The 23,054-nt window shown below is 68.6% G+C and carries 23 protein-coding genes; 5 read left to right on the top strand and 18 right to left on the bottom strand.

Annotated elements, in window-relative coordinates; all coding sequences use genetic code 11:
- Positions 1-7 precede the first annotated feature (7 nt).
- From truB to rimP, 11 genes are all read right to left on the bottom strand, one after another.
- On the bottom strand, positions 8-925 hold the full coding sequence (gene truB / locus ASG64_RS15785) for a tRNA pseudouridine(55) synthase TruB (protein WP_042572576.1): 918 nt from the start codon (positions 923-925) through the stop codon (positions 8-10).
- 22 nt (positions 926-947) lie between these two features.
- Positions 948-1,613 (bottom strand): 4'-phosphopantetheinyl transferase family protein, encoded by a 666-nt coding sequence (locus ASG64_RS15780; RefSeq protein WP_042572707.1) that lies wholly within the window; start codon positions 1,611-1,613, stop codon positions 948-950.
- Positions 1,614-1,633: 20 nt separating this feature from the next.
- Positions 1,634-2,563 (bottom strand): metallophosphoesterase family protein, encoded by a 930-nt coding sequence (locus ASG64_RS15775; RefSeq protein WP_056075068.1) that lies wholly within the window; start codon positions 2,561-2,563, stop codon positions 1,634-1,636.
- A gap of 21 nt (positions 2,564-2,584) precedes the next feature.
- Positions 2,585-3,931, bottom strand: a complete 1,347-nt coding sequence (locus ASG64_RS15770) for an MATE family efflux transporter (protein WP_056074535.1) — start codon at positions 3,929-3,931, stop codon at positions 2,585-2,587.
- Positions 3,928-4,869 carry a DHH family phosphoesterase gene (locus ASG64_RS15765; protein ID WP_056075065.1) on the bottom strand — a complete coding sequence of 314 codons (942 nt, stop codon included), beginning with the start codon at positions 4,867-4,869 and terminating at the stop codon, positions 3,928-3,930. The genes ASG64_RS15770 and ASG64_RS15765 overlap by 4 nt, the downstream gene beginning before the upstream one ends.
- A gap of 31 nt (positions 4,870-4,900) precedes the next feature.
- Entirely contained in the window at positions 4,901-5,350 is a 450-nt protein-coding gene (rbfA, locus tag ASG64_RS15760) for a 30S ribosome-binding factor RbfA (RefSeq protein WP_042572574.1), read from the bottom strand.
- 18 nt (positions 5,351-5,368) lie between these two features.
- On the bottom strand, positions 5,369-5,659 hold the full coding sequence (locus tag ASG64_RS15755; protein WP_042572573.1) for a DUF503 domain-containing protein: 291 nt from the start codon (positions 5,657-5,659) through the stop codon (positions 5,369-5,371).
- 93 nt (positions 5,660-5,752) lie between these two features.
- Positions 5,753-8,632: a translation initiation factor IF-2 gene (gene infB / locus ASG64_RS15750; RefSeq protein ID WP_042572572.1), complete on the bottom strand. Its 2,880-nt coding sequence runs from the start codon at positions 8,630-8,632 to the stop codon at positions 5,753-5,755.
- 166 nt (positions 8,633-8,798) lie between these two features.
- Entirely contained in the window at positions 8,799-9,077 is a 279-nt protein-coding gene (locus ASG64_RS15745; RefSeq protein WP_442971162.1) for a YlxR family protein, read from the bottom strand.
- 122 nt (positions 9,078-9,199) lie between these two features.
- Positions 9,200-10,204 (bottom strand): transcription termination factor NusA, encoded by a 1,005-nt coding sequence (gene nusA, locus ASG64_RS15740; protein WP_042572571.1) that lies wholly within the window; start codon positions 10,202-10,204, stop codon positions 9,200-9,202.
- 4 nt (positions 10,205-10,208) lie between these two features.
- Positions 10,209-10,841 (bottom strand): ribosome maturation factor RimP, encoded by a 633-nt coding sequence (gene rimP / locus ASG64_RS15735; protein ID WP_042572570.1) that lies wholly within the window; start codon positions 10,839-10,841, stop codon positions 10,209-10,211.
- Between the two features lie 102 nt (positions 10,842-10,943).
- Between rimP and ASG64_RS15730 the strand changes: the two genes are divergently transcribed.
- Positions 10,944-11,441: a hypothetical protein gene (locus ASG64_RS15730; protein ID WP_056074534.1), complete on the top strand. Its 498-nt coding sequence runs from the start codon at positions 10,944-10,946 to the stop codon at positions 11,439-11,441.
- The gene (locus ASG64_RS15725; RefSeq protein ID WP_056075061.1) at positions 11,438-11,884 is read left to right on the top strand and encodes a ferritin-like domain-containing protein; all 447 of its coding nucleotides are present in this window, start codon (positions 11,438-11,440) and stop codon (positions 11,882-11,884) included. The genes ASG64_RS15730 and ASG64_RS15725 overlap by 4 nt, the downstream gene beginning before the upstream one ends.
- Positions 11,885-11,886: 2 nt before the next feature.
- Here ASG64_RS15725 and ASG64_RS15720 read toward each other — a convergent pair whose 3' ends face one another.
- The gene (locus tag ASG64_RS15720) at positions 11,887-12,354 is read right to left on the bottom strand and encodes a hypothetical protein (RefSeq protein WP_056074532.1); all 468 of its coding nucleotides are present in this window, start codon (positions 12,352-12,354) and stop codon (positions 11,887-11,889) included.
- Positions 12,351-14,105 carry a proline--tRNA ligase gene (locus tag ASG64_RS15715; RefSeq protein ID WP_056074530.1) on the bottom strand — a complete coding sequence of 585 codons (1,755 nt, stop codon included), beginning with the start codon at positions 14,103-14,105 and terminating at the stop codon, positions 12,351-12,353. The genes ASG64_RS15720 and ASG64_RS15715 overlap by 4 nt, the downstream gene beginning before the upstream one ends.
- Before the next feature lie 44 nt (positions 14,106-14,149).
- Between ASG64_RS15715 and yaaA the strand changes: the two genes are divergently transcribed.
- Both yaaA and ASG64_RS15705 read left to right on the top strand, forming a co-directional pair.
- Complete coding sequence (gene yaaA / locus ASG64_RS15710; RefSeq protein ID WP_056074528.1) at positions 14,150-14,893, top strand: peroxide stress protein YaaA; 744 nt, start codon at positions 14,150-14,152, stop codon at positions 14,891-14,893.
- Positions 14,890-16,125 carry a DUF2786 domain-containing protein gene (locus tag ASG64_RS15705; RefSeq protein WP_056074526.1) on the top strand — a complete coding sequence of 412 codons (1,236 nt, stop codon included), beginning with the start codon at positions 14,890-14,892 and terminating at the stop codon, positions 16,123-16,125. The genes yaaA and ASG64_RS15705 overlap by 4 nt, the downstream gene beginning before the upstream one ends.
- Here the strand turns inward: ASG64_RS15705 and ASG64_RS15700 are convergent.
- The 3 genes from ASG64_RS15700 to ASG64_RS15690 are packed head-to-tail and all read right to left on the bottom strand — an operon-like array spanning position 16,116 to position 20,523.
- Complete coding sequence (locus ASG64_RS15700) at positions 16,116-17,573, bottom strand: MFS transporter (RefSeq protein WP_056075058.1); 1,458 nt, start codon at positions 17,571-17,573, stop codon at positions 16,116-16,118. The two genes, ASG64_RS15705 and ASG64_RS15700, sit on opposite strands and share 10 nt — an antisense overlap.
- Before the next feature lie 8 nt (positions 17,574-17,581).
- Positions 17,582-18,814: a uroporphyrinogen-III C-methyltransferase gene (gene cobA, locus ASG64_RS15695; protein ID WP_156148725.1), complete on the bottom strand. Its 1,233-nt coding sequence runs from the start codon at positions 18,812-18,814 to the stop codon at positions 17,582-17,584.
- A 26-nt stretch (positions 18,815-18,840) separates the two neighbouring features.
- The gene (locus ASG64_RS15690) at positions 18,841-20,523 is read right to left on the bottom strand and encodes an alkaline phosphatase D family protein (protein WP_056074524.1); all 1,683 of its coding nucleotides are present in this window, start codon (positions 20,521-20,523) and stop codon (positions 18,841-18,843) included.
- 95 nt (positions 20,524-20,618) lie between these two features.
- Between ASG64_RS15690 and ASG64_RS15685 the strand changes: the two genes are divergently transcribed.
- Positions 20,619-21,035, top strand: coding sequence for a helix-turn-helix domain-containing protein (locus ASG64_RS15685; RefSeq protein WP_082042778.1), 417 nt, complete (start codon positions 20,619-20,621; stop codon positions 21,033-21,035).
- Here ASG64_RS15685 and ASG64_RS15680 read toward each other — a convergent pair.
- Positions 21,008-22,435: a cobyrinate a,c-diamide synthase gene (locus ASG64_RS15680; RefSeq protein ID WP_056074522.1), complete on the bottom strand. Its 1,428-nt coding sequence runs from the start codon at positions 22,433-22,435 to the stop codon at positions 21,008-21,010. The two genes, ASG64_RS15685 and ASG64_RS15680, sit on opposite strands and share 28 nt — an antisense overlap.
- The gene (cobO, locus tag ASG64_RS15675) at positions 22,429-23,049 is read right to left on the bottom strand and encodes a cob(I)yrinic acid a,c-diamide adenosyltransferase (RefSeq protein WP_042572699.1); all 621 of its coding nucleotides are present in this window, start codon (positions 23,047-23,049) and stop codon (positions 22,429-22,431) included. Before cobO ends, ASG64_RS15680 begins: the two co-directional genes overlap by 7 nt.
- Positions 23,050-23,054: the final 5 nt, after the last annotated feature.

The raw sequence follows: 23,054 nt of genomic DNA, 5'->3' as shown, positions 1-23,054 counted from the left end.
CCGCCCGCTACTGCCGGAGCGTCGCGGGCCGCACCACCATGACCGTGCTCGCACGCTTGCCGCGTTCCTGCACCAGTGCGATGGCGTTGCCGTCGGTGTCCAGAGCGGCGTAGATCCCCGGCAGACCGATCGGGTCGAGCCAGCGTCCCTGGCTGAGCGACTCCGCTTCCTCGGGTGAGACGGTTCGGTGCGCGAACGCCGTCTTCGCGGCCGCGTCGATGTCCAGACTCACCTGCGGGTCGTCGCGCACCTCGTCGAGTGTCCGTGCGTGCTCGAGCGTGAAAGGACCGACACGCGTGCGGCGGAGAGCCGTCAGATGGCCACCGACACCCAGCGCGGCGCCGAGATCGCGTGCGAGTGCCCGGACATACGTGCCCGACGTGCACTCGACGTGCACGTCGAGATCGACCGTGGAGCCCTCGCGGTGCGTCGCCAGCACATCGAAGCGGGACACGGTGACCGTCCGTGGCTCCAGGACCACGGTCTCCCCGTCCCGCACCAGCGCGTGAGCACGCTTCCCGTCGACCTTGATGGCGCTGACGCTCGACGGAATCTGGCTGATCGTGCCCGTCAGCTCGGCCACCCGCGCCTCGATGTCGGCGTCGGTCACGGCGGTGGCGTCCGCGGTCGAGACCGACTCGCCCTCGGCGTCGTCCGTCGTCGTGGCCACGCCGAGGCGGATGGTCGCCGTGTACTCCTTGGTGGTCAGCGACAACAGGCCGAGCATCTTGGTGGCCCGTTCGACGCCGAGAACCAACACTCCCGTCGCCATCGGATCCAACGTCCCCGCGTGACCGACGCGACGCGTCTTCAGGGCCTTGCGGCACGCGGACACGACGTCGTGGCTGGTGACTCCACCGCTCTTGTCCACCACCAGGAGTCCGGCGCCGTCGAGTCCAGTGGGGGGTTTCGGGTGAGCAGGCACGGGGAGTCAGTCTGCCATGTGGTCAGAACACCGTGATCGCGGTGACGACCAGACCGTTCGACACGGTCCACCGTCCGTCGAACGACGTCAGCGGCGAGCCCGACGTCGTGTCGCCCGGCACCAGCAACCGAGAGTGGAACGACCCGGCGACCTCGGCCGATCCGGCATCCCGTTCGAACGTGATGTGAGCGTCCTCGAACCCCAGCCAGCGTCCCGTCAACGGGTACCACGCCTTGTAGGTGGCCTCCTTGGCGCAGAACAGAAGCTTGTCCCAGTGCACCTCGTCGTCGGTACGGGTGGCCAGAACATCGCGTTCGGCGGGCAGGCTCACCGCCCCGAGCACCCCGTCGGGCAATGCCTCGTGCGGCTCCGCATCGATGCCGACCGAGCGGATCTGCAGAGCGAATCCCACCGCGGCGGCGCGGTAGCCGTCACAGTGCGTGAGGCTCCCGACGACACCGTTGGGCCACACAGGGGAGCCCATCTCGCCCCGCATGATCGGAGCCGGCTCGAGACCCAGTCTGCCCATCGCCACGCGGGCGCAGTGCCGGGCCGAGGTGAATTCCCGCTTGCGCTTGTCCACCGCCTTCTCGACCAGGTGTGCTTCGCGCGGATGCGGCGCCAGGCCCGGCGGGTCCTCGAACAGTTCCTCCGCGACGACGCCGCGGGCGAGCAGCCCGCCGAGCAGTGTGGACTCGGGTGCCGTCGTCACAGTCGCTTCTCCGCTCGCATCTTCTCCACTTCCGCTTCCATCTCCGGCGTCACGGTGAAGTGACCGCCGAACTTGTTGAGCGATCCCGGCGGGTACTCCGGGACCGGAAGTATCTGCCGCAGAATTTGATCCGGCAGGCCACGACGCTTCCACTCGCGTGGATAGCCGACCGACACCTCCTCGAACCGCACCCCGTCGTAGTAGGTCGTGCGTGGGATGTGAAGGTGCCCGTAGACGGCGCAGAGCGCGTTGTACCGCGTGTGCCAGTCGGCCGTACGCGTCGTTCCGCACCACAGTGCGAACTCCGGGTAGAACAGCACCTCGGTGGGCTGACGTACCAAGGGCCAGTGGTTGATCAGCACGGTCGGGATGGACGTGTCGACCTCCGCCAACCGCGCCTCGGTGATCTTCAGTCGAGCCGCGCACCACGCGTCCAGCGAGACGTACGGGGTGGGGGTGATCAGGAATTCGTCCGTCGCCACCACGTTTCGACTGCGTGCCAGTGCCAGACCGTCGATCTTGTTCGTGGTGCCCGCGGGCAGGAACGAGTAGTCGTAGAGCACGAACATCGGCACCAACGTCACCGGTCCGCCGTCGCCCTCCCACACCGGGAACGGGTCCTCCGGCGTCAGCACACCCAGTTCCCGACACATCGTCACCAGGTAGTCGTACCGAGCCTGGCCGTGCATCTGCACGGGGTCCTTCACCGTCGTCCACAATTCGTGGTTGCCCGGTACCCAGATGACGGTGTGGAACTTGGCCTTCAGTTCCGACAGCGCCCAGCGGATGTCATCGGTCTTCTCCGAGACGTCGCCCGCCACGATGAGCCAGTCCTCGGGGCTCTCGGGCTCGATCGACTCGGTCACGGGGCGGTTGCCCTTGTGGCCGACGTGGATGTCGCTCACGGCCCACAGTTTCGCTGGCACTCCCACGACCCTTCTGTTCACTTACGTCCTACCGACGGTATCGGTACCCGTGGTCGTCCACGCTCCCGACATGGTCCGCCAGACGACGGCCACCGCTCTCAGGCTGACGAACACCGTCAGTCCCACCCAGATTCCCGGCAGTCCCCAGTCGAACGCTGCCGACAACCAGATCAACGGCAGGAAGCCGACGACGGCGCTGCCGAGCGTCGCCGTCCGGAGGAACGCGGCATCTCCCGCACCGAGAAGGACGCCGTCCAACGCGAAGACGATCCCGGCGACGGGGATCAGCGCGACGAAGAGCCACCAGATGCTGTCGATGCTCGCGAGAGTCGACCCGTCGGAGGTGAACAGCGGCGGCAGAACGCCGTGCAACGCCGCGAACAGTGCAGCGAGCAGCACCGAGAAAGCCACGGACCACGCGGTGACTCGTGCCGCGACCCCCGTCGCGGCCCGAGCACGCCCGGCACCGAGCGCAGCGCCGACCAAGGATTGCGCCGCGATCGCCAGGGAATCGAGGGTCAGCGAGACCAGGTTCCACAACTGCAGGACCACCTGGTGCGCACCGACCGCGCCGGCGCCGAACCGCGATGCCACCGTCACCGCCGACAGGAAGCAGGCCTGGAACGCGAACGAGCGCAGGATCAGGTCCCGTCCCAGCACCAGCTGCCGGCGGATGACGGTCGGATCCGGCCGCAGCGAACGCTGCCGCGGGCCGACCAGCGCGCGCAGGAACAAGACCGCAGACACCGACTGACCGACGACGTTGGCCACCGCCGAACCGACCAGACCCATTCGAGGCGCGCCCAGGAGTCCGTGCACCAGGAGCGGACACAGCACGGCCGACAGAGCAAGACCGGCGACGACGTAGCGCAACGGGCGCACGGTGTCCTGCACGCCGCGCATCCACCCGTTCCCGGCCAGCGTGATCAGGATCAGCGGGACACCCAGGATGCCCACCCGTAGCCACGTCGTCGCCTCGGCGGTGATGTCTCCCCCGCCGCCGAGAACGGTCAGGATCGGGACCGCGAGAACCTGGACGACCAGGACGAGCAGCAGCCCCAGGACCACCGCGAGCCACGTCGCCTGGACGCCCTCGTGTCGAGCGTCGTCGTCGCGTCCGGCTCCGTGCAGACGCGCCGCGCGTGCCGTGGTGCCGTAGGAGAGGAACGTCAGCTGGGTGCTGACCTGGGCGAGCACCAGTCCGCCCACGGCCAGACCGGCGAGGGGCAGTGCGCCCAGCCTCCCGACGACGGCGGAGTCGAACAGCAGGTAGAGCGGCTCGGCCACCAGCACGCCGAGCGCGGGGAAGGCCAGGCCGAACACGGTGCGGGCGGACACCCGACCGTTCGGGTCGTCGGCGGCACTCACCCGAGCGCGGCGACCAGCGCGTCGATGTCGTCCTCGATGTCACCGGTCGCGGTGTATCCGGCCGAAAGCCTGTGTCCGCCTCCACCGAGCGCCGTCGCGACGACGGACACGTCCACCTCGCTCTTCGCACGCAGGGACACCGCCCATCCCTCGGCGTTCTGCTTGAACACGGCCGCCACTTCGGCCTCGGCCGTCGTGCGGACGATGTCCACGACGCTCTCGATCTCCTCGGGACGCAGCCCGCGCGAGTCGTCGAGCCGGACGATCGCGCAGACCAGGCCGAGCCCGTCGGCAGCCGAGGGAATCAACCGCGCGGACCCGAGTACCGAGCCGAGCATGGGCAGCCAGGCGAACGGGTGGGTGTCCAGGAGTCGGCGCGAGATGGCCGCTCCGTCGATCCCGGTGGCGAGCAGGCGTTCCGCGAGTGTGTGCGAACCCGGTCGTACCCAGCGGAACGATCCGGTGTCCGTCACCAGTCCCGCGAAGAGGCAGTGAGCCAATTCGGCGTCGATGTCGACACCCCACTCGTCGAGCAACGCCGCCACGACGGCCGTCGTCGACTCCGCCGACGCGTCGACCACGTGGTGGGTTCCGTAGAACGTGTTGGACCGGTGGTGGTCGATGACCAGCGACACGGCTCCGTCGAGCAGCACGCCCAATCGACCGAGACGGCCCCGACTACCCGCGTCCACCGTCACCACCAGGTCTGCGTCGGCACGCACCTGCTCGGGCGGGGTCAGGAACTGCAGCCCGGGAAGACCGATCATCGACTCCGGCAGCTGGGCCGGGGCCCCGAACGACACCTGCGTCGTCACACCGCGACGATCGAGCGCGATCGCCAGCGCCAGGGCACTACCGATCGTGTCCGCGTCGGGTTGGACGTGCGACAGCAGCGTGACGGATCGTGCGTCCGCGAGCAGACGCACGGCCTTCTGCATGTCGGCGTGCAGGGTGTCGGTCACGAGTGGATCAGATCTCGCGCTCGTCGGTCCGAGGAACCTTGTACGGGTCGGGGTCACCGGCGGGAGTCGCGCCGGCCGCCACCTCGGCGACCTTGTCGTCGATCTGACGGGCGCGTTCGAGCAGTTCCTCCATGTGCCGCGCGGTGTCCGGGACCGTGTCCGGCCGGAACGTCAGGGACGGGGTGAACCGCACTCCGGTACCGGCGCCGACCTTGGTGCGCAGCGCACCCTTCGCCTTCTCCAGACCCAGTGCGGCAGCCTGGAAATCGGGCTCGGCATCGAGAGTCTCACCGCGAACCGTGTAGAACACGGTCGCGTCGTGCAGGTCCGGTGTCACCTTGGTGTCGGTGACCGTCACGAACGCGAGCCGGGGATCCTTGATTTCGTGATCGATGGCCGTCGCGACGATCGCGCCGATCCGCTTGGCCAACTTACGAGCACGGGCTTGATCGACCACGATGCGTCTCCTTCGTTCTCAGTCCTCGGGCCCGAACACTCGGCGCCGTACAGCGAGTAATTGTATTTCGGGCCTTTCGGCCACGTGCCGTTCACAGCTGTCGAGCACCTCGTGGAGATGCGAGACATCCGCGGTGGCGAGCGCTACACCCACCATCGAACGACGGTATCGTTCCTGCTCCCCGGTCTCCGCGACGGACACTCCGTAGCGTTGCAGGGCAGCGATGACTGGCTTGATCACCGAACGCTTCTCCTTCAGCGAATGTACGTCGCCGAGAAGGATGTCGAGTTCGAGAGCGCCGAGAAACAATCGATCACCTCAGTGTCGAGGGCGGGCAGAGATCGAAACGGGGTGTGGCCCGCGGACTGTGTTCCGCGGGCCACACCCGTTCGTTCCGTTGGATCAGTCGCGCGGCTTCTCGCGAAGCTCGTACGCCTCGACGACGTCGCCGACCTTGATGTCGGAGTACGTCACCGTGAGACCGCATTCGTACCCTTCGCGGACCTCGGTCGCGTCCTCCTTCTCGCGCCGCAGCGACGAGATGGTGACCAGCTCGGCTACCACGTTGTTGTCGCGAAGCAGACGTGCCTTCGCGTTACGACGCACGAGACCGGAGGTGACGAGGCAACCGGCGATGTTTCCGACCTTGGAGGACCGGAACAGCGCACGGATCTCGGCCTGACCCAGCGTGACCTCTTCGTAGACCGGCTTGAGCAGGCCCTTGAGCGCCTTCTCGATCTCGTCGATGGCCTGGTAGATCACCGAGTAGTACCGGATGTCCACGCCTTCGCGGTTCGCCAGCTCCGTCGCCTTGCCTTCGGCGCGGACGTTGAAGCCGATGATGATCGCGTTGGATGCCGACGCCAGGTTGACGTTGGTCTCGGTGACGCCACCGACGCCACGGTCGATGACACGCAGTTCGACCTCGTCGTCGATCGCGATACCGACGAGAGCCTCTTCCAAGGCCTCCACGGTTCCGGAGTTGTCGCCCTTCAGGATCAGGTTGAGCTGCGACGTCTCCTTCAGTGCGGCATCGAGATCGTCGAGGCTGATCCGCTTGCGCGACTTCGCGGCCAACGCGTTGCGCTTGCGCGCATTGCGGCGGTCGGCGATCTGACGGGCGATACGGTCCTCGTCGACGACGAGCAGGTTGTCGCCTGCGCCGGGCACCGACGTGAAGCCGATGACCTGCACGGGCCGCGACGGAAGCGCCTCGATGACGTCCTCACCGTGCTCGTCGACCATGCGACGAACTCGGCCGTAGGCGTCACCGGCGACGATCGAGTCACCGACACGCAGCGTTCCGCGAGCGATGAGCACGGTGGCCACCGGTCCGCGACCGCGGTCGAGGTGCGCCTCGATGGCGACACCCTGCGCGTCCATGTCCGGGTTGGCGCGCAGATCGAGCGCCGCGTCGGCCGTCAGCAGCACCGCTTCGAGAAGGGCATCGATGTTCGTGCCCTGCTTGGCGGAGATGTCGACGAACATGGTGTCGCCGCCGTATTCCTCGGCGACCAGACCGTATTCGGTCAGCTGCTGCCGGATCTTGTCCGGGTTCGCGCCTTCCTTGTCGATCTTGTTGACCGCGACCACGATCGGCACGTCTGCTGCCTGCGCGTGGTTGATGGCCTCCACCGTCTGCGGCATGACGCCGTCGTCGGCCGCGACCACGAGGATCGCGAGGTCGGTGGCCTTCGCACCACGGGCACGCATGGCCGTGAAGGCCTCGTGACCGGGGGTATCGATGAAGGTGACCAGACGCTCGTTGCCTTCGAGTTCCGTGAGGACCTGGTAGGCGCCGATGTGCTGCGTGATACCGCCGGCTTCGCCCTCACGCACGGTGGCGTTACGGATCGAGTCCAACAGGCGCGTCTTGCCGTGGTCGACGTGACCCATGACGGTGACCACGGGGGGACGCTGCTCGAGCTCGTCCTCACCGCCCTCGTCCTCGCCGTAGGTCAGGTCGAACGAGTTCAGCAGTTCGCGGTCCTCGTCCTCCGGGCTGACGACCTGCACGACGTAGTTCATCTCGCCGCCGAGCAGCTCCAGCGTCTCGTCGTTGACCGACTGAGTTGCCGTCACCATCTCGCCGAGGTTGAACAGCGCCTGCACGAGTGCAGCCGGGTTCGCGTCGATCTTGTCCGCGAAGTCGGACAGCGATGCGCCGCGAGCGAGACGGATCGTCTCACCGTTGCCACGGGGCAACCGCACGCCACCGACTGCGGGAGCCTGCATGGATTCGTACTCGGCGCGCTTCGCCCGCTTCGACTTGCGTCCACGACGGACTGCGCCGCCGGGACGACCGAATGCACCTGCTGCCGCGCCGCGCTGGCCGGGACGGCCACCGCCGCCGGGACGACCACGGAAGCCGCCGCCTGCGGGAGCACCCGCGGGAGCGCCGGGTGCACCGGCACCGCCACCGCGGTAACCGCCGCCGCCACCGGCACCGCCGGGACGACCGCCCGGTGCGCCGCCGGGACGACCCGGACGACCGCCGGCTGCGGGAGCCGGACGAGCCGAGCGGCTCGGCATGGCACCCGGGTTCGGGCGAGGAGGCATCGAGCCGGGATTGGGACGGGGTCCGCCGGGGCGAGGTCCGCCCTGACCTGCGGGCGGACGACCTGCTCCACCGGCTGCGGGAGCGCCGGGTGCGGGACGAGGTCCACCCTGTCCGGGAGCCGGACGGGGAGCACCGGGGCGAGGGCCGGCCTGTCCCGGTGCGGGACGGGGAGCCGGGCGCTCGACAGGTGCGGACGAGTACGGGTTGTTACCGACGCGAGGCGCCTTCGGACCCGGCTTGGGACCGGGACCGGCAGGAGTCGCGGGTGCGGACTGCTCCGGTGCTGCGGGAGCGGCCGATGCAGCGGGGGCCGCCGGTGCTGCCGGGGTGGGAGCCGCCGGAGCGGGTGCTGCCGGACGGCTGGGTGCGGGCGCGGCGGGTGCCTGCGCTGCGGGAGCTGCCGGGGCCGCGGGTGCAGCCGGAGCGGGAGCCGCGGGTGCGGCCGGGGCTGCGGGTGCGGCCGGAGCTGCGGGTGCCGGCTTGGGTCCGGGCCGGGGTCCACCCGGCTTGGGGCCGTCGCCGGACGGACGTGCGCTGGGTGCCGGCGAATCGCCGGACGGCGCGGACGGGAACGACTCCCGGAGGCGTCGAGCGACCGGGGCTTCCACGGTCGACGACGCGGACTTCACGAACTCGCCCTGCTCCTTGAGCCGTGCGAGTAGATCTTTGCTGGTGACACCGAGTTCTTTAGCCAACTCGTGCACGCGGGCCTTGCCTGCCACTGCTCTCCTCACTGAGAGGTCGAGCGCGGCTCCTTGGCAGGTGCCCGCACGACCTCGGGTTATCTGATAACGATGTTCATCGTCGGTGCTTCACGGTGTGCTCATGAATTCGTGTACCTGTTCTCCTCGTGGCGCGGCGAGGTGCCGCGACCGTTCGGCCGGTCGATCACTGGACGGTTCGCCGGAACTGCGCGAACTCCCGGGCAAGCGCGGACAGGTCCATGGGACCGGTCACGCGCAAGGCACGCCCGAAGGCTCGACGTCGTTCCGCCAGCTGCAGACAGTCCGGATCGGGATGCAACCATGCACCCCTGCCGGGCAATCTGCGGCGATGATCGACCACGGCGGAGACCGTGCCGACATCGGAGACGTCGGCGACGATTCGCACCAAGGCGGAAGGCGACTCCCGCTGTCTGCATCCTACGCACGTCCGAACCGGACTCACCGGTGCGGACGTGGTCTCTTCGGACAACGTGTGTCGAGCCACTTCACAGTCTAACGCGGATTCGCGGCGGTTCGGAACGTCGACCCGTTCGGCGCGCCCGTGAGGCGCGGTCGGTCCCCGACTCAGTGATCGTCCTCTGTCGGCGCGGCGTCGCTACGGATGTCGATGCGCCATCCGGTGAGACGGGCGGCCAGTCGAGCGTTCTGCCCTTCCTTGCCGATGGCGAGGGAGAGCTGGTAGTCCGGCACGATCACGCGCGCGGCGCGTGCAGCCTCGTCGACGACGGTGACCGAGACCACCTTGGACGGCGACAGCGCGTTGCCGACGAAGGTCGCGGGATCGTCGTCGTAGTCGATGATGTCGATCTTCTCGCCGGCCAGCTCGCTCATCACGTTGCGGACTCGCTGCCCGACGGGGCCGATGCACGCACCCTTGGCATTGAGGCCCGCCACGGACGACCGCACGGCGATCTTCGAACGGTGACCCGACTCGCGGGCGACCGAGACGATCTCGACCGAGCCGTCCGCGATCTCGGGAACCTCCAGCGCGAACACCTTGCGCACCAGGTTGGGGTGCGTCCGCGACAGCGTGACCTGCGGTCCCCGGTTGCCGCGGGTGACTCCGACGACGTAGCACTTGATGCGGTCACCGTGCTCGTACGTCTCACCCGGCACCTGCTCCGCCGGCGGAATGGTCGCGTCGACGCCGCCCGACTCGCTGCCGACCCTGACCACGACCGTTCCACGAGCATTGAGCCTCGCGTCGGCCTGGATGAGCCCGCCGACGATCTCGCCCTCGTGCATGGCGAACTCACCGAACGACTTCTCGTTCTCGGCGTCGCGGAGACGCTGCAGGATGACCTGGCGGGCCGTCGTGGCGGCGATGCGACCGAAACCCTCGGGAGTGTCGTCCCACTCCGAGATCAGGTTGCCCGCCTCGTCCTTCTCGCGCGCCATCACCTTCACCTCGCCGCTCTTGCGGTCGACGCTGATGTACGCGTCGGACTGGTGCCCGGCCGTGTGCTTGTACGCGGTGAGAAGCGCGGACTGCAGCGTCTCGATCACCGCGGAGATGGTGATGCCCTTTTCCGCCTCGATGGCGCGCAGGGCGGTCATGTCGATATTCACGTGTCTATCTTTCGTCGTCTGTGTCGTCGTCGTCGTCGAGCCCGGTCACGGGCTCTTCCGGTGGATTCAGCGGGTCGAAACGTCCCGGAGCCACGCCGCCGGCCATCTCGAGCTCGACCGGATTCGGCTTCTTGAACTCGACCTGGACCGCCGCGGACACCACCTCGCCCAGCGCGAGCGTGCGCACCGTCGGACCGGTGCGCGACCGCAGGACCAGATCGAGCTCCGCGCCGTCCGTCGAAGATTCCGACGATCCGGGTCGGAGCTCGCCCACGCGGCCGTCGATCGTCTCGTCGGCCGTGGTCACCGTCACCATGCGGCCTCGTGCGCGTCGCCAGTGCCGGGGCTCGGTGAGGGGGCGGTCGACTCCGGGGGTGGTCACCTCGAGGTTGTAGGCCGTGTCGCCGAATTCGGTGGCGGCGTCGAGAATCTCGGACACCTCGTGACTCAACGTCGCGAGAGCGTCGAGCTCGAACCCGGAATCACGATCCACGATGACCTTGACGACGCTGTGGCTCCCCGCCTTGGAGACGGTGACGTCCTCGAGATCCAACTCGCCGGCACTGAAACCCGGCCCTGTCGGCTGCATGTGCGCCGAGAGGAGTTCGACGACCCTCTCCCTTGATGGAACCGGCATCGCTCGACTACTCCTCGTTCAGTTGTGTGGAGGTGCCACGATACCGCGTGACGGCGTGTCCTCACGACACGCTGCGTCGGCGCTGTCTGGCACGATGACCGGGTGTCACCGACCGTTCTTCCCGTTTCCCGCCGAACCGTCCTGCGCGGTGTCGGTCTCTCCGTCGTCGGCAGCACCCTTTCGCTTTCCGCGTGCGGGACCTCGTCGTCCGGTGACGACGCCCCCGAGCCCGATCCGCTGCTGGCCGAGTCGGCGCGAGCGCGGGCCGACAGCGTCTCGGCCACCGCGGCCATCGCGCAGTTCCCTGCATCGTCGGACACGTTGACGGTCGTCTCGGATCAGCGTCGCGCGCACGCCGACGTGCTGGACGCGGAGATCGCCCGCCTGACTCCCCCGCCGCCCACCGGCACCACCACTCCCACCGCGACACCCGAGCCTGCACCGGTGGCGGCACCCACGTTGACCGAACTCGCGGAATCGCTGTCCGCGTCGAGCCGCTCGGCCGCGGACCTCGCGCGCACACTGTCGGGCTACCGTGCGGGTGTGCTCGGATCCGTCAGTGCCGCATGCGCTCTCGCATCCTCGGCGGTGTCGGCATGAGTGAACTGGGCCCGGAACAGCAAGCCCTGGTCGATGCGCTGAACGTGGAGTTCGCCGCCGTCTTCGCCTACGGCGTCGTGGCGGCGTTCTCCAATCCCACCCGCGATCCGATGGTCGCCCAATACGCGGCGGAACACCGCGCGCGGCGCGACGGCACCATCGACGCCCTGACCGCTGCGAGCGTCACGTCCCCCGAACCCGCCGCCGGATACACCGTGCCGTTCCCGGTCACCGACGCCGTCGCCGCGGCCCGACTCGCGGCGCAGGTCGAGGACGACTGCGCCGTGGCATGGAGATCGGTCGTGGAACGGGCGCAGTCCGGCGCGACGCGAGATCTGGCGATAGTCGCCCTGACGGATTCCGCACGCCGCGGCTCCGCGTGGCGTGCGATTCTCGGGATCTTCCCGTCGACGGTCGCGTTCCCCGGTCAGCCGGCTCCCTGAGGTCAGCGCTGGTCGGTGAGGACCGCGACCGCCAGCGCACTGTCCCCGGTGTCCCAGGATGCCGCGTCGATACGCGGGTGGCGGTCGAGCGCGACGCGCACCGCGGTGAACGCATCTCCCGAGCCGGCGACCACCAGTGCGGTCCCCGGCCGTCCCAGCACCAGCGCCCACTCGATGTACTGGAGAGCGTCCTCGATGGATGCCCTGGTGACGTCGACGGTGACGACTCCGAACGTCGTGTCGTCGTCGGTACGCAGATGGGGCAACGACTCGACGGGGTCGCCGACGACGACCTCGACACCGTCACTCCACCCGGCCGCCCCGTCCCGTACGAGGACGACGACCGATCCCTGCGGTCCGACCGCCGCCGCCGCACGACGAGCGGGCTCCGACGTCGACGGATCGACCATCAGCACCCGACGCGCACCGACCAGCGTGACCAGCACCGCGGGCAGGTTGTCGCCTGTCACACGGGACGCCCGACAGCGCGAAGAACCTCCTGGCCGGCCGAGTCCGCGGGAACGTCCCGGGTCTCGCCCGTGAAACGGTCCTTCAGCTCCACGGTGCCGTCGGCCCAGCCGCGCCCGAGCACGACGATCAACGGGATACCGATCAACTCGGAGTCCTTGAACTTGACGCCGGGTGAGACCTTGGGGCGATCGTCGAGGACCACCTCGAGACCGTGCGCATCGAGTTCGGCGGCCAGAGCCTCGGCACCCTCGCGCGCGGCAGCATCCTTGTTGGCGATGACGATGTGCACGTCTGCGGGCGTCACGGACGCGGGCCACCGCAGGCCCTTGTCGTCGTGCATCTGCTCGGCGATGACGGCAACGAGGCGTGAGACACCGACGCCGTACGACCCCTGCAGCAGCCGGACCGGCTTCTGGTTCTCACCGAGGACGTCCACCGAGAACGCGTCGGTGTACTTGGTGCCCAGCTGGAAGATGTGACCGATCTCGATTCCGCGGGCGGTCACCAGCGGACCACGGCCGTCGGGCGACATGTCGCCGTCACGGACGGCGGCAGCCTCGATCGTGCCGTCGGGGACGAAGTCTCGTCCGACGACGAGGTCGACGACATGCTTGCCCTTCTCGTTCGCTCCGGTGATCCAGGCCGTTCCGGTGACCACACGGGGGTCCACCAGGTATCGGACACCGTTGTCCTGCAACGCCTTCGGGCCGATGTATCCCTTGACGAGGAAAGGGTTGGCGGCGAAGTCCGCGTCACCGAGCATGACGAACTCGGCGGGGGCGAGAGATGCTTCGAGTCGCTTCTCGTCGACGTCACGGTCGCCGGGGACACCGACAGCCAGCAGTTCCCAGTCCCCGCCGGGGATACGGGTCTTCAGCAGGACGTTCTTCAAGGTGTCCGCCGCCGTGACGGTCCGGCCCAGGTCCGCGCCGTTGGCCCACTCGACCAACGTGGCGATGGTCGGGGTGTCTCCGGTCTCGTACACCGTGGACTCGGGCAGGCCCTCCAGTGACGTCGCTTCCGGGGCCGGGGTGATCACGGCCTCCACATTGGCGGCGTAGCCGGACTCGATGCACCGGACGTAGGTGTCCTCGCCGACGACGGACTCGGCCAGGAACTCCTCGGACGCGCTACCGCCCATCGCGCCCGACGTCGCGGCCACGATGACGTAGGAGACACCGAGCCGCTCGAAGATGCGCTGGTAGGCCTCGCGATGCGCCTCGTACGACGTCTTCAGGCCGGCCTCGTCCAGATCGAAGGAGTAGGAGTCCTTCATGACGAATTCGCGGCCACGCAGAATGCCCGCGCGGGGCCGTTCCTCGTCGCGGTACTTGGTCTGGATCTGATAGAGCGTGACCGGCAGATCCTTGTAGGAGCTGTACTCACCCTTCACGGTGAGAGCGAACAACTCTTCGTGCGTGGGCCCGAGCAGCATGTCGACGCCCTTGCGGTCCTTGAGACGGAACAGCCCGTCGCCGTACTCGGTCCACCGGTTCGTCACCTCGTAGGGCTCGCGCGGCAGCAGCGCGGGCAGCGAGATCTCCTGGCCACCGATGGCGTTCATCTCCTCACGCACCACCTGCTCGACGCGTCGCAGGACGCGGAGTCCGAGCGGCAGCCACGAATACACGCCGGGGGCGATGCGGCGGACGTAGCCCGCACGCACCAGCAGCTTGTGGCTCGGCACCTCGGCATCGGCAGGGTCGTCGCGGAGAGTGCGCAGGAACAGGTGGGACAGACGCGTGATCACAGCCGCAAATCCTAGTCCGTGCGCGAGTGGGTACCGTTCGGGCCGTGCTGGTTCTTCTCCCCCCGTCCGAAACCAAGTCGACCGGCGGTCGCGGCGGTCCGCTCGACCTCGACCAGCTCTGGCTCCCCGAACTCACGGCGACGCGCTCCACCCTGATCGATGCGCTGGTCTCCCTCGCCGACGACGTCGACGCGTCGCGGTCGGCTCTCGGCCTGTCCCCGAAGCAGGACGACGAGATCGAACGCAACGCCGCGCTCACCGTGTCGCCCACCAGGCCGGCACTCGAGCGCTACACCGGCGTGCTTTTCGACGCCCTCGACGCCGCGTCGTTCACGCGCGCTCAGAAGGCCAGGGCGCAGGCGCGTCTCGCGATCGGCTCCGCGCTGTTCGGAGCCGTGCGGGCCCACGATCACGTACCGGCCTACCGGCTGTCGGGCGGATCAGCGCTACCGGACCTCCCGACCCTGCGTGCCCTGTGGAAGCCCCAGCTGCCGGCGGCCATCTCCGCCGCCGCGGACGGCCTCGTCGTCGATCTACGGTCCGGTGTCTACCGCGATCTCGGGCCCGTTCCCGGCGCGATCACCGCCACGGTCCTCACCGAGCAGCCCGACGGCTCGCGCACCGTGGTCAGCCACTTCAACAAACATCACAAGGGTCTGCTCGCACGAGCCCTGACGGTGACGCGCGCAGAGCCGACGACCGCCCGAGCTGTCGCTCAGGTCGCATCGAAGGCCGGCCTGCGGGCCGAGGTCGCGTCGCCGACCGAAGTCGTCGTGGTGACCCGATGAATCCGGTACCCGAGCTCCTGAGGCGCGGTGCGAACGCCGCGTTCGGACGCGGAATCGACATGAGAGCCGTCGACGACGTCGCGGACCAGCTGATCGCCTACCAGCAGTTCGATCCGCTGGGGCTGGGCTCGCACGAGCTGACGACGACGATCGACGCGGCGTACGAAGCCGGCTGGCAGCCGCTCGACCTCCTGCACGTCGTCCGACGGCAGCAGAGCGCCGCGGTGACGACGCTTGCGGCCGCGGCGATCCTGCACGACGCCGATCTGACGCGCGCCGCGACCCGCGCACCCGAGGAATGGCTGCGGCACCTCCATGAGATCGCCGACGCGCATCCCGATGCGGTATCGCCAGGAAAGCCCGACCCGAATTTCCTGGCAGCCCGCCTGCGGGTCGGTGGGAAGAGCGACTACATCGCCGTCAACGATCAGTGGATCGCCGTGCTGTCCTTGCTCGGCCAGTGGCAGTCGCTCCCGCACTGGCCCCGCATCGGTTCGCTGCCCTCGCAGTGGCCGGCACGCCGGACGGCGGGAGGACCGACCGGTGACCGCCGGCCGACGGGAAGCACCGACTCGAAGATGCTGGGGCGTATCCGCGGCCTCCTGGCCAAGGCGGATGCGACCGAGTTCGAGGACGAGGCCGACACGTTCACCGCGAAGGCCCAGGAGTTGATGACGAAGTACTCCATCGATTCTCTGGTGCTGACCGAGGGCCGTTCCGACATCGTCAGCAGGCGCATCCACGTCGACAATCCTCACTCCGCTGCGAAAGCGCAGTTGCTGCATGTCGTCGCGACGGTCAACCGCGTCAAGACCATCTGGGATCAGGACTTCGCGGTGGGCACGGTCGTCGGGTCTCCCGTGGACGTGGAGCAGACCGAGATCCTGTTCACGTCACTGCTGATCCAGGCGACCAGAGCGCTGTCCCATTCCCCCAAGGCGAAGAAGCGAAAGGGCGCGTCCTCGGGCGCGTTCGGCAAAGCCTTCCTGTACTCGTATGCAGTCCGCATCGGCGAACGCCTCGAGGAAGCCGATGCCCACGTGCTCGAAGAAGCGAGCCGGGAGACCGGTGACCTGCTTCCGATGCTGGCCGCCCAGACGGTGGCCGTGGACGCGGAGTTCGAACGGCTCTTCCCGCGTGTGCGTACGGTGCGCGGCCCACGGCTCGACGCGGAGGGCTGGGAATCGGGGCACGCCGCCGCGAACGACGCCGACCTGCACCGTCAGCGGTGAACGGCGTCCTGGGCAGCCTTGGCCTGGGCGACGTCGGCAGCGCTGTAGCGGATGAACAGCGCCGCGATCGCCGCGATCGCTGCCAGCACGGCGCAGCCCAGCAACGCGAACGTGTACCCCTCGCCCAGGGCGACGATCTCCGGCCTGGTCATGTCCACGGCGGATCCGGTGCGGCCACCGAGTGAGAGCGTCTTCGACGCCGCCAGCGCGCTGACCACGGCGAGGCCCAGCGGTCCGCCCAGGTTCTGGGCGACCAGGGAGATGGCGGTGAGCGGCCCTATGTTCTTCTGATCGACGTTGGCGATCGCGCAAAGAGGGAGAGCGATCACCGCGAGCCCGACGCCGAAGCCGATGCCGCCGATCGGGAGGAACAGGTTCTTCCAGTACGTCGAGTCGACGGTGATGGTCGACGCGAAGAACAGGTACCCCACCGTGAGGACAGCGCCGGTCGCGATGATCCACCGGGGGGCGACGCGCGGAGCGAGCCACGCGGATGCGATCGCCGCGAGGGCCATGCCGCCGCCGAACGGAATGAAGGAGATACCGGCGCGCAACGGGCTGTAGTCCAGGACGTCCTGGACGAACACCGCGACGATCACCGTCATCGCGAACAGGGCACCGCCGGAGAAGAAGATGGCGACGAAGGTCGCTACGCGATCTCGGTCGCGGAACAGCTCGAACGGCAGCAGCGGGTTCCGAGCGCGACGCTCGACCATGAGGAATGCCAGCAGCAGGAGCAGACCGGCCAGGATCGCCGTGACGGTGACGACGTCGGTCCACCCGCGCTCGGGTCCCTCGACGATGCCGAACACGACCCCGGTCGACCCCAGCGTCGCGAGGATGGCGCCGGGCACGTCCAGAGGAGCTCGCTCCCCCGCCGTCTCCGTCAGCGCCCGCGACCCCAGCACCAGGATCGCGATGCCGATGGGGACGTTGATCAGGAAGATCCACCGCCACGACACCTCGGTCAGGGCGCCGCCGATGATCAGGCCGGAGAAGGATCCGACGCCGGTCATGGCGGCATAGATCGCGATGGCCTGATTACGAACGGGACCGGGCGCGAACGTGGTCGCCACCAGGGCGAACGCTGTCGGTGATGCCACTGCGGCGCCGGCGCCCTGCACGACGCGCGCCAGCACCAGCATCGCCTCGTTCTGCGCGAGTCCACAGGCGGCGGAGGCGATCGTGAACAGCGCGACTCCGAGAAGGAACATGCGTTTACGGCCGAATGCGTCACCCATCCGTCCGCCGAGGAGCATCAGGCCACCGAACGCCAGGACGTACGAGGACACGACCCAGTTGCGTCCGGCGTCGCTGAGTCCGAGTTCGGCCTGCAGCGGAGCAAGCGCGAGGTTCACCACGGTGCCGTCGAGCACGGCCATGAGCTGCATCCCGGACAGGGCGATGATGGCGAGGCCGAACGCGCGCTCGGTCACGGGATAGGTCATGGGTCGGGTCACGACGCTGCTCCGATCGCGGCCGCGGCATCGAAGCCCGCGACGGGTCCGATGACGATGATGGCGGGTGGGCGCACGTTCTCCTCGCGGACCCGATCGGCGACGGTGGACAGATCGGCGCGGACGACACGCTGCGACCGCGTCGTCCCCTCCTGCACGACCACGACGGGTGTGTCCGCCGAACGGCCGTTCTCGACCAGCACGTCCGCGAAGGCACCGATGCGCTCGACGGCCATCAACAGCACGATGGTGCCGCGGAGGCGTCCGAGTGACGGCCAGTCGATCAGCGAGTCGGGGTGGTCGGGACGCAGATGACCGCTGACGACGACGAACTCGTGGGTGACGCCGCGGTGCGTCACGGGGATGCCGGCGGCCGACGGGACCGAGATGGCACTCGTGATCCCGGGCACCACGGTCACCGGGACTCCGGCAGCGGTGCACGCCTCGAGTTCCTCGTAACCGCGACCGAACACGTACGGGTCACCGCCCTTGAGCCGGACGACGAACTTTCCGGCTCTCGCGTGGGTGATGAGCGCGTCGTTGATGGCCTCCTGAGCCATGAACCGGCCGTACGGGATCTTCGACGCGTCGATGACCTCGACGTGCGGCCCCAGTTCGGCCAGCAGTTCCGGCGGCGCGAGCCTGTCCGCGACGACGACGTCGGCGCGGGCGAGGAGCCGACGGCCGCGCACGGTGATCAGGTCCGGATCACCGGGGCCGCCGCCCACGAGTGCGACACCGGCGACCGACTTCTCGGGAGCGTCCGCGATGGCACCGGACTGCAGACCGTCGAGAACGGCGTTGCGGACGGCAGCGGATCGGCGGTGTTCTCCACTCGCGAGCACACCGACTGTCAGACCGTCGTACTCGGCACTGGCCGGGGTGACGGCGGTGCCGTCCTTGGCGACGTCCGCGCGGACGCAGAAGATGCGGGACCGGGCGGCCTCGGCGACGATCGCCGCGTTGGTCTCGGCCTCGTCGGTGCAGGCGATGGCGTACCAGGCCTCGCCCAGGTCCCCGTCGCGGTAATCGCGGAGTTCGAGGTCGATCTGGCCGAAGCTGGCCATCCCCTCGACGGCAGGCGTCGCCTCGCGTGTGATGACGGTTACCTTCGCGCCACACGACACCAGCAGCGGGAGTCGCCGCTGCGCGACGCTGCCTCCACCGACGACGACCACGCGACGACCGGCCAGATCGAGCCCTGCCAGGTAAGGAGATTCGGTCGCGTCCACGTCGGGTGACCTTACCGGCAGTGCAGTCAGCGCTCCCGCACCCCGGACGGCGTGAGGTCGTACCGCGCGGTCGTCCGCAGAGTCTGGCGACCGTTCACCACGGACGCGTGGTCGACCTCGAGCCGCAGCGCCTGCGAATCGGTGGTCAACGACATGACTCCGTTGTCGAACCAGGGTCCGGCCTCCGCGCTCCACTCCGCGTGCACCGGTTCCGCCTTGGCACTGCGCGCCAGCCGAGCGAGCATCTTCGCCACCGGACGACGGATGGCGAGCCGGTTGACCGCCCGGATCGGCAGGTTCAACGGGTTCCGGAACGGCGACATCGTCAGCTGGTAGAGCGAGGTGGACGTCGACACGCGGGTCTGCGCCTTGGCCACGTAGGAACAGTGCACATCGCCGGACAGCCACACCACGGACTTGGGTGCGGACGGTCCGACCACGACCTCGTCGACCAGATCGACCATGTCTCCGAACGATTTGCCGAAGGCGGCCCAGTGCTCGAGGTCGAGTGCGATGCGCAATTTCTCGCCGAAGCGGGCGACGCGCGGACCCCACGCGCCCTGGGCGACTGCTTCGTTCCACTGCTCGACCGCGTGGAGCCCCGGCAGCATGAGGAACGGCAGCGACGACCCGAGCAGCACGTGCTCCTTGCCGGAGTTCAAGGTGTGCTCCCGCACCCACGCCCACTCGACGTCGTCGACCATGGCCCTGCGTTCTGGCGAGAGATCGCGCGAGCAGCGGCTGTCGATCATGATCAGACGGGTGTTGCCGATGTCGCGGTGGTAGCTCCACCGGGCGGAGGACGGCTCGGAATCGGCCTTCAGCGCGAAGTCGGCGAGCAGCGCCTCGCGCTCGGAATCGCTGGCGGCCGACCGGACGGCCGCGTACATCGCGTCGTTCTCGAGTTCGCGCGGCGACAGGTTCCCCAGGTGCTGGTAGACCCAGTAGGACGAGAACGCGCCGATGACGCGGTCCTCCCACCACGGCTTCTGCGTGATGTCCCGGCGCCAGTCCGCCGACGAGTTCCAGTCGTCCCGCAGGTCGTGGTCGTCGAGGATCATGCAGGTGGGAACCGACGCCATCAGTCGGCGGACGCGGTCGTCTCCCCAGGACTCCTGGTACAGCCAGGTGTATTCCTCGAAGTCGCAGATCTCGTCCTCGACGTCCTCCGAGCGCGCACCCGCTGCACGCTCGCCGGCTTCGCGCCGCGCATGGAGGCGCTCCACGATCTCGGGCGACGGATCGTCGGCGTAGACCTGATCGCCGAGGAAGACCAGCAGATCCGGCCAGTCGTCGGGCTCCTCGCCGGCGACTCGATCGGCCAGGCCCACGAGGGCGTCCGCACCGATGCGGGTGAGCGCTTCCTCGCTGTACGTGTCACCGCGTCGGCAGGACCCGAAGGCGACGGTGATCGGCTCGTCTTCGCACATCGTGTGCACGACGGACGGGTGGCCGTCCGTCGGCCAGACCTGTCCGCCGTCTATCGACACGGTGTAGTCGACGGTGGAATTCTGCGGCAGACCTTCCACGGCGACGAGCGCGTAGTGGTGACCGTGTACTCCCCAGGTGTTCTCCTCGACCGAGGCGCCGCTCGAGGTGGTGACGGTGACGGTGCAGGACTGGGACGTCTCGACCCAGAACGTCGCACGATCGGTGCTGACGTAACGGACGAAGGGCCCCAGGATCAATCTCGGGTCTGTGACGGTCATTCGTCCCAGGTTGCCACTCTTGCCCTGATTTCGTTGGATTCGCACGTACATGTCCCAATTGACGTGCGGGACAGGGGATGTTTAACGTTGTTTGTGTGACAGTGCGGATGTATTCGGTCGACGATGTAGCCGACATGTTGGGTCTGCATGTACGCACGGTCCGCGGGTACGTGCGGTCCGGGCGGCTTCCCGCCGTCCGCATCGGCAAGCAGTACCGCATCTCGGCCGAGGACCTCGAGACGTTCACGGGCCAGTCCGCGTCGACACTGCGTACCGACCATCGCGTGGAAGTCACCTCCATCGTCGACATCGACACCGTCGATCGCGAGACCGCGGATCGACTCAGCGCACTTCTGGCCAGAGCGTCCACCGACGCCCGCCCCGACGGTGAGCCGCTCCGCGTCAACACCGCATACGACGCCCAGCGCGATCGGATGAAGATCGTCGTCCTGGGAGCTCCCCGCGAGGTCTCACGTCTGCTCGACTACCTCGAGGGGCTGCTCGCGGCCTGAGGTGTCTCTCGAGTCGGACGGCTCGCCGCGACGAACCGAGCGATGCCGGCGGCCGTCGCGACCGGGTGCGTGTGGAGGTACGACGCGTGCACTCGCCCCCCTGATGCCACTGCACCCTCCATGAGCGATGCGCCGTCGCGCCGCCATCCCCACGCGTTGTCGGCCGTTCCGCGTCGGGAGACGGATGTGCGGTGGAACTCGTGCCCGGTCACCCTGGTCCCCGCATCGAACATGACCGAGTCCGTCACGGCGACGGCGTCCCGGTATCCGAGTGTCAATCGACTCCCGAACTCCACGTCGAGGTCCAGCACGCCTGCCATCCGATGTCCGTCGAGCGACTGCGCCAGGTAGAGCAGCCCGGCGCACTCGCCGTGCACGGGGTGCCCCGCGTCCACGAGGTCTCGAATATCGTGCAGCAGAAGCTCGTTCGCGGCCAGCTCGGCGGCATGGAGCTCGGGGAATCCGCCGGGGACGACGAGACCGGACGTTCCCTCGGGGAGTCGGTCGTGACGCGGATCGAACACGGCGACATCGGCGCCGGCCGCCCGCAGAACCTCGACGTGCTCGGCGTACCCGAACGTGAACGCGGGTCCGCCCGCCATGGCGATCACGGGCGTGCCGGCGTTCGCCGTCGGTCCCGCGGCCTCCCTGGGGTCCCAGGCGGTGCCGGCGGGCACGTGGGCGGAGTCGGCGATGCGGGACAGTTCCTCGAGGTCGACGTGCTGCGTCGCGAGCGCCGTCATGGCGGAGACTGCATCGACTGCGGCGGATCCATGCTCGGCCGCCGTGACGAGGCCCAGGTGCCGTGACGGGACCTCGAGCGCGGCGGCGCGGGGAACGGACCCGATGACCGGAACGCCGATCCGATCGCAGGCCTGTCTCAGCACCGCCTCGTGGCGGGGGCTGCCGACTCGGTTGAGGATCACACCGGCGATACGGACCGACGGGTCGTACGTCGAGAATCCGTGCACGAGTGCGCCGATGCTCTGGCTGTGACCGCGGGCGTCGACGACGAGCACGACGGGCGCGCCGATGGCCGATGCCACCGCGGCGGTCGACCCTTCGGCGCCCGGCTCGGTGGCCGCACCCTCGGACAGGTCGATCCGACCGTCGAACAGGCCCATGACACCTTCGACGACCGCGATGTCGCACCCCGCCGACCCCCACCGGAGTGAGGGCACCATGGCGTCGCGGCCCATCATGACGGCGTCGAGATTGCGGCCGGGCCGCCCCGCGGCGACAGCGTGGTAGCCCGGATCGATGTAGTCCGGTCCTACCTTGAACGGCGCGACTCGACGCCCTGCCGCTCGCAGAGCGCCCATGATGCCGGTGGCGACGGTGGTCTTCCCGCTTCCCGACGACGGCGCCGCGATGACGACCGCGGGCAGGTCGTTCACCATTCGATCCCGCGCTGACCCTTACGGCCCGCGTCCATCGGATGCTTGACCTTGGTCATCTCGGTGACCAGGTCGGCCGCGTCCATCAAGGCCTGCGGCGCGTTGCGGCCGGTGATGACGACGTGCTGGTTGCCGGGCCGATCCGCCAGAGTCGACACGACCTCGTCGACGTCGATCCACCCCCAGTGCAGCGGGTACGTGAACTCGTCCAGCACGTAGAACCGGTGCCGCTCGTCGCGGATACGCGAGGCGATCTCGGCCCATCCTTCGCGCGCATCCTCCGCGTGGTCGACCTCGTCACCGCGTTTACGCGACCAGGACCAGCCCGAACCCATCTTGTGCCACTCCACGGCGCCGCCGACGCCTGTGTCGTCGTGCAGATCTCCGAGCGTGCGGAAGACGGACTCCTCCCCCACCTTCCATTTCGCGCTCTTGACGAACTGGAAGACGGCGACGTCGAAACCCTGGTTCCACGCCCGCATCGCCATTCCGAACGCTGCCGTGGACTTCCCCTTGCCGGGGCCGGTGTGCACGGCGAGGACGGGAAGGTTGCGACGCTGACGCGTGGTCAGACCGTCGTCCGGAACGCTGCCGGGCAGCGGAACTCCCTGAGGCATCGTTA

It is taken from the genome of Rhodococcus sp. Leaf247 (assembly GCF_001426185.1).
Lineage (GTDB): Bacteria > Actinomycetota > Actinomycetes > Mycobacteriales > Mycobacteriaceae > Rhodococcoides.
This window is presented reverse-complemented; position numbering and strand designations above follow the sequence as displayed.

Bases quoted from the DNA above. Each gene is read 5' to 3' on its own strand.
- ASG64_RS15765 (WP_056075065.1), bottom strand. From the start codon at position 4,869: ATGCAGAAGGCCGTGCGTCTGCTCGCGGACGCACGATCCGTCACGCTG.
- rimP (WP_042572570.1), bottom strand. From the start codon at position 10,841: ATGCCGGTTCCATCAAGGGAGAGGGTCGTCGAACTCCTCTCGGCGCAC.
- ASG64_RS15725 (WP_056075061.1), top strand. From the start codon at position 11,438: ATGAGTGAACTGGGCCCGGAACAGCAAGCCCTGGTCGATGCGCTGAAC.
- ASG64_RS15705 (WP_056074526.1), top strand. From the start codon at position 14,890: ATGAATCCGGTACCCGAGCTCCTGAGGCGCGGTGCGAACGCCGCGTTC.
- ASG64_RS15700 (WP_056075058.1), bottom strand. From the start codon at position 17,573: ATGACCTATCCCGTGACCGAGCGCGCGTTCGGCCTCGCCATCATCGCC.
- ASG64_RS15690 (WP_056074524.1), bottom strand. From the start codon at position 20,523: ATGACCGTCACAGACCCGAGATTGATCCTGGGGCCCTTCGTCCGTTAC.
- ASG64_RS15680 (WP_056074522.1), bottom strand. From the start codon at position 22,435: ATGGTGAACGACCTGCCCGCGGTCGTCATCGCGGCGCCGTCGTCGGGA.
- cobO (WP_042572699.1), bottom strand. From the start codon at position 23,049: ATGCCTCAGGGAGTTCCGCTGCCCGGCAGCGTTCCGGACGACGGTCTG.